General features: G+C 73.8%; 2 protein-coding genes. Both read left to right on the forward strand.

Annotated features, from left to right (window positions below):
* On the forward strand, positions 1-1578 hold a 1578-nt coding region (locus AB0E05_RS36285), incomplete at its 5' end, for a beta-ketoacyl reductase (protein ID WP_361971861.1).
* Between the two features lie 78 nt (positions 1579-1656).
* The coding region (locus AB0E05_RS36290) for a type I polyketide synthase (protein WP_361971863.1) at positions 1657-5529 on the forward strand (3873 nt) is incomplete at its 3' end.

Genomic DNA, 5529 nt, shown 5'->3' on the forward strand with positions numbered 1-5529 from the left:
GTGTCCGCGGGTGATGGAGTGGTGAGTGACCCGGCCGGAGCGGCGGTGTGGGGTCTGGTGCGGGCCGCGCAGTCGGAGAATCCGGACCGGATCGTTCTGCTGGATGCCGACGTCACGGTGGACGCAGCGCTGGGAGCGGCCCTGGCCGCCGGAGAACCGCAGATCGCGGTACGCGGCAGCGACTTCTCCGTGCCCCGGCTCGCTCGCGTGTCGGAGGAAGTCCCTTACGTGACACCGGCGTTCGGGCCGGAGGGGACCGTGCTGGTCTCGGGCGGCGGGTCGCTGGGCGCGCTGGTGGCCCGGCACCTGGTGGACCGGCACGGGGTGCGGAGTCTGGTCCTGGCCAGTCGGCGGGGTGCGGATGCCGAGGGAGTGTCGGATCTCGTCACCCAGCTGACCGAGCAGGGCGCGACCGTGTCCGTGGTGGCCTGTGACGTGTCCGACCGGGACCAGGTGAAGGCGCTGCTGGCGGGCGTACCCGATGAGCACCGTCTGACGGGTGTCGTTCACACGGCGGGTGCATTCGACGCCGGTGTGATCGGGGCGCTGACGCCGGAGCGTTTGGCGGGGGTGTTCGCGCCGAAGGTGGACGCGGTGCGCCACCTCGACGAGTTGACGCGCGATCTGGATCTCGCTGCGTTCGTCGTCTATTCGTCGGCGTCGTCCGTGTTCATGGGTGCGGGCAGTGCCGGTTACGCGGCGGCGAACGCCTTCTTGGACGGGCTGATGGCGCATCGGCGGGCCGCGGGACTGCCCGGGCTCTCCCTCGCCTGGGGCACGTGGGAGCACGCCACCAACATGACCACGCACCTCAGCACGGCTGACCAGACACGGATGAACCGGCGCGCCAGCCGCACCGGCGTCGTGGGCATCAAGCCCGCCGAGGGCATGGAGCTGTTCGACGCCGCTGTGACGTCCGGGCGGGCGCTGCTCGTACCGGTCAAGCTGGACCTCCAGGGCGTGCGCGCCGGAGCGGCGGGCGGCGGCGGGGTGCCGCCCCTGCTGCGCGGCCTCGTACCGGCGGCCCGGCAACAGGCACGGGCGGCAGCCGCGACCGACGGTGAACTCGTCCGCCGCCTGTCGGGCCTCGACGCGGCGGAGCAGGAGGCCCTGCTGCTCGACCTCGTCCGCACCCAGGCCGCGGCCGTGCTCGGACACAGCGGGCCGGGAGGCGTGCGCGCGGACACGGCGTTCAAGGACGTCGGGTTCGACTCCCTCACCTCGGTGGAGCTGCGCAACCGGCTGCGCGCGGCCACCGGCCTGAAGCTGCCCGCCACGCTCGTCTTCGACCAGCCGAACCCGCTGGTCCTCGCCCGTCATCTGCGCGCCGGGCTCGGCGTCACCGACGACGTGCTCGCCCGCGTGCACGCGCGGATCGAGGACGTCGAGGCGCTGATCGGCGCGCTGCCCCTCGACGCGGCCATGAAGTCCAGCGTCGCGCTGCGCCTCCAGGGCCTCGTGGCCAGGTGCAACGGCGTCCTTGAGCAGGGGGCCGCCGCCACGGTCGCGGAGCAGCTGGAATCCGCTTCGGCCGACGAAGTCCTCGACTTCATCGACGACGAACTGGGGCTCGTGTGAGCCCGGGACCCGCCGGGTCCCCGTCCGAGACCGACCAGAGGCTCCGCGGTTCCATCCAACCCTTGTGAGGACTGAACAATGGCCACGGACGAAAAGCTCCTCCAGTACCTCAAGCGCGTCACGACCGAACTGCACCAGCTGCGGAAGCAGGGCTCGTCGCACGCGGGCGAGCCGGTGGCGGTCGTGGGGATGGCCTGCCGGCTGCCGGGCGGGGTGACGGGGCCGGACGAGCTGTGGCGCCTGGTGCACGAGGGCCGGGACGCGGTGTCGGGCTTCCCCGACGACCGCGGCTGGCAACTGGAGGGGCTCTTCGACCCGGACCCCGACAACCCGGGTACGTCCTACACGGACCAGGGCGGTTTCCTGCGCGGGGCGGGGCTCTTCGACGCGGGGTTCTTCGGGATCTCGCCGCGTGAGGCGCTGGCGATGGACCCGCAGCAGCGGCTGCTCCTGGAGACCTCGTGGGAGGCCCTGGAGCAGGCGGGCATCGACCCGGTGGCGCTGAAGGGCACGGACGTCGGGGTGTTCTCCGGCGTGTCCAGCCAGGGGTACGGGGCCGGTGTCGGAGTGATCGCCCCGGAGCTGGAGAGCTTCACCGGCACGGGCGTGGCGGGGAGCGTGGCGTCGGGCCGGGTGTCGTACGTCTTCGGCTTCGAGGGCCCGGCGGTCACGGTGGACACCGCGTGCTCGTCGTCCCTGGTGGCCATCCACCTGGCGGCGCAGGCGCTGCGGCAGGGCGAGTGCTCGATGGCGCTGGCCGGCGGCGCGATGGTGATGTCGACGCCCGGCACGTTCGTGGCGTTCTCGCGGCAGCGCGGCATGGCCTCCGACGGACGGTGCAAGGCGTACGCCGACGGCGCCGACGGCATGGGGCTCGCCGAGGGCGCGGGCGTGGTCGTCCTGGAACGCCTTTCCGTCGCCCAGGAGCGCGGCCATCGGATCCTCGCGGTCATCCGGGGCAGCGCGGTCAACCAAGATGGCGCGTCCAACGGCCTGACCGCGCCGAACGGTCCCTCGCAGGAGCGGGTGATCCGCAAGGCACTGGCCGGAGCCGGACTCGTCCCGTCGGACGTGGACGTCGTGGAGGGCCACGGCACGGGCACGGCCCTGGGCGACCCGATCGAGGCGCAGGCGCTGCTGGCCACCTACGGACAGGGACGGGACGCGCAACGGCCCCTGTGGCTCGGCTCGTTGAAGTCCAACATCGGGCACACGCAGGCCGCCGCCGGTGTCGCCAGTGTGATCAAGGTGGTGCAGGCGCTGCGGCACGGCGTCATGCCGCCCACCCTGCACGTCCAGGAGCCCACGACCGAGGTGGACTGGTCGGCGGGCGCGGTCGAGCTGCTGACCGAGGCCAGGGAATGGCCGCGCGAGGACCGTCCGCGCCGCGCCGGGGTGTCCTCCTTCGGCATCAGCGGCACCAACGCCCATGTGATCCTGGAAGAAGCACCCGCGGTCCAGGCCGCGCCGGTCCCGGAGCGCGCGGAACCCGGGGGCGTGGTCCCACTGGTGGTCTCCGCGGGCGGAGCCGGGGCGCTGGCGGGACAGGCCGCGCGACTCTCGACGTACGTGAAGCCCCTGGAGTCCGGTGACTCCAGTGCGGCCGGTGGCGGTGGCGCGTCGCTCGTGGACGTCGCCGGGGCGCTCCTGTCGGACCGGGCGCTGCTCGACGAACGCGGCGTGGTCCTCGCGCGCTCCGCCGACGAAGCGCTGACCGGGCTCGGGGCGCTCGCGCGGGGCGACAGCGCCGCCGGTGTCGTGTCCGGACGGGTCGCGGGCTCGGGCGCGGTGGGCAAGGTCGTGTGGGTGTTCCCCGGGCAGGGCTCCCAGCGGGTGGGGGCGGGCCGGGAGCTGTACGAGCGGCACCCGCTGTTCGCGGAGTCCTTCGACGAGGCCTGCGAACAGTTGGACGCGTGCCTCGCCGGCTGGGTCGACCACCCGGTGCGGGACGTGGTCCTGGGCACGGTGGCGGGCAGCGCCGACCTGCTGGACCAGACGGTGTTCACCCAGGCCGGCCTGTTCGCCGTGGAGAGTGCCCTGGCGCGTCTCGTGGAGTCCTTCGGCGTACGGCCGGACGCGGTGATCGGGCACTCCATCGGCGAAGTCACCGCCGCATACGTGGCGGGCGCGCTGTCACTGCCGGACGCGGCCCGCCTGGTCGCGGCCCGGGGGCGGCTCATGCAGGCGCTGCCGCCCGGCGGCGCCATGGTCGCGGTCGCCGCGAGCGAGGAGCAGGTCGCCGGGCTGCTGCGCGAGGGCGTGGAGGTCGCGGCGGTCAACGGCCCCGCCGCGCTGGTGCTCTCCGGCGACGAGGAAACGGTCCTCGCGGCGGCCGGTGTGCTGCGGGAACGGGGACACAAGACGAAGCGCCTCGCGGTGTCGCACGCCTTCCACTCGCTGCGGATGGAACCGATGCTGGCCGACTTCGCCGCGGAACTCGCCGAGGTGGCGTGGCGGTCGCCCGAGATCCCGGTGGTCTCGAACGTGACCGGGCGGCTCGCCGGGCCCGACGAACTCGCCGACCCCCGCTACTGGGCCGAACACGTCCGGCGGCCGGTCCGGTTCGCCGACGGCGTCGCAGCCGCCGTGGAGTTCGGCGGCACGCTGTTCGTGGAGATGGGGCCCGGCGCTGCCCTGACCGGCCTGGTCGAGGAGACGGTCAGCGCCACGACGGCCGGCGCGACGTGCGTCGCCGCCCTGCGCGAAGGCCGCCCGGAGGAGCCGACGCTGCTGGCGTCGCTGGCGGAGCTGTTCGTACGGGGCGCGGCCGTGGACTGGGCGCGCCTGCTGCCCGGCCCGCGCCGGCCCCGGAGCCTGGACCTGCCGACGTACGCCTTCGACCACCAGCACTACTGGCTCCAGCCCGGCGAGTCGGCCACGGACGCGGCGTCGTTGGGACAGGCGGCGGCGGACCACCCGTTGCTGGGGGCGGTGGTGCGGCTGCCGCACTCCGACGGGCTGGTCTTCACTTCGCGCCTGTCGCTGCGCACGTACCCGTGGCTGGCCGATCACACGGTCGGCGGAGTGGTGCTCGTACCGGGTACCGGGTTGGTGGAGCTGGCGGTGCGGGCCGGTGACGAGGTCGGGTGCGGTGCTCTGGAAGAGCTGGTGATCGAGGCGCCGTTGGTGGTGCCCGAGCGGGGCGGCGTACGGGTGCAGGTCGCGGTGGGCGCACCAGGCGCTACCGGGTCGCGCTCGGTGGAGGTGTACTCCCAACGCGAGGGCGACGGCGATACCGACGCCTGGACGCGGCACGCCGCGGGCCTGCTGTCGACCACTGCCCGGCCGGACGGCGGCGTGAGTGACGTCGACTTCGCCGTCTGGCCGCCGCCCGGCGCGCAGCCGGTGGACGTGCGCCCCGGCGACTTCTACGACGAACTGACCGAGCGTGGTTACGGCTACGGGGCGGCGTTCCGCGGCCTGCGGGCCGTGTGGCGGCGCGGCGACGAACTCTTCGCCGAGGTGGCCCTGCCCGAGGAGCAGCGCAAGGACGCCGACGGGTTCGGCATCCACCCGGCGCTCCTTGATGCGGCCCTGCACGCCGGGATGCTCGCCGCCACGGCGGAGTCGCCCGAGGGTCCGACGGAGGATTCGACGGGGGACTCCGGTCGGCCGGTGCTGCCGTTCGCCTGGAACGGCTTGGTGCTGCACGCCGTCGGCGCCTCCACGCTGCGGGTGCGGCTGGCACCCGACGGCCCCGGGGCCGTGTCCCTCGCGGCGGCCGACGAGACCGGCGGTCTGGTCGTGACGTTGGACTCGCTGGTGTCCCGGCCGGTGTCCGCGGAGCAGTTGGGGGCGGCTTCGGACGTGGGGGATTCGCTGTTCGAGGTGAACTGGGTTGAGGTGCCGGCGTCGTGGGGTGAGGTGCTGGGTTGGGTGCCGGTGGTCAGTGCGGGCGATGTGAAGGACTTGGCCGCGGGTGGCGAGGTGCCTGCGGTGGCTGTTCTGGAA

It is taken from the genome of Streptomyces sp. NPDC048057 (assembly GCF_040653095.1).
GTDB lineage: Bacteria > Actinomycetota > Actinomycetes > Streptomycetales > Streptomycetaceae > Streptomyces.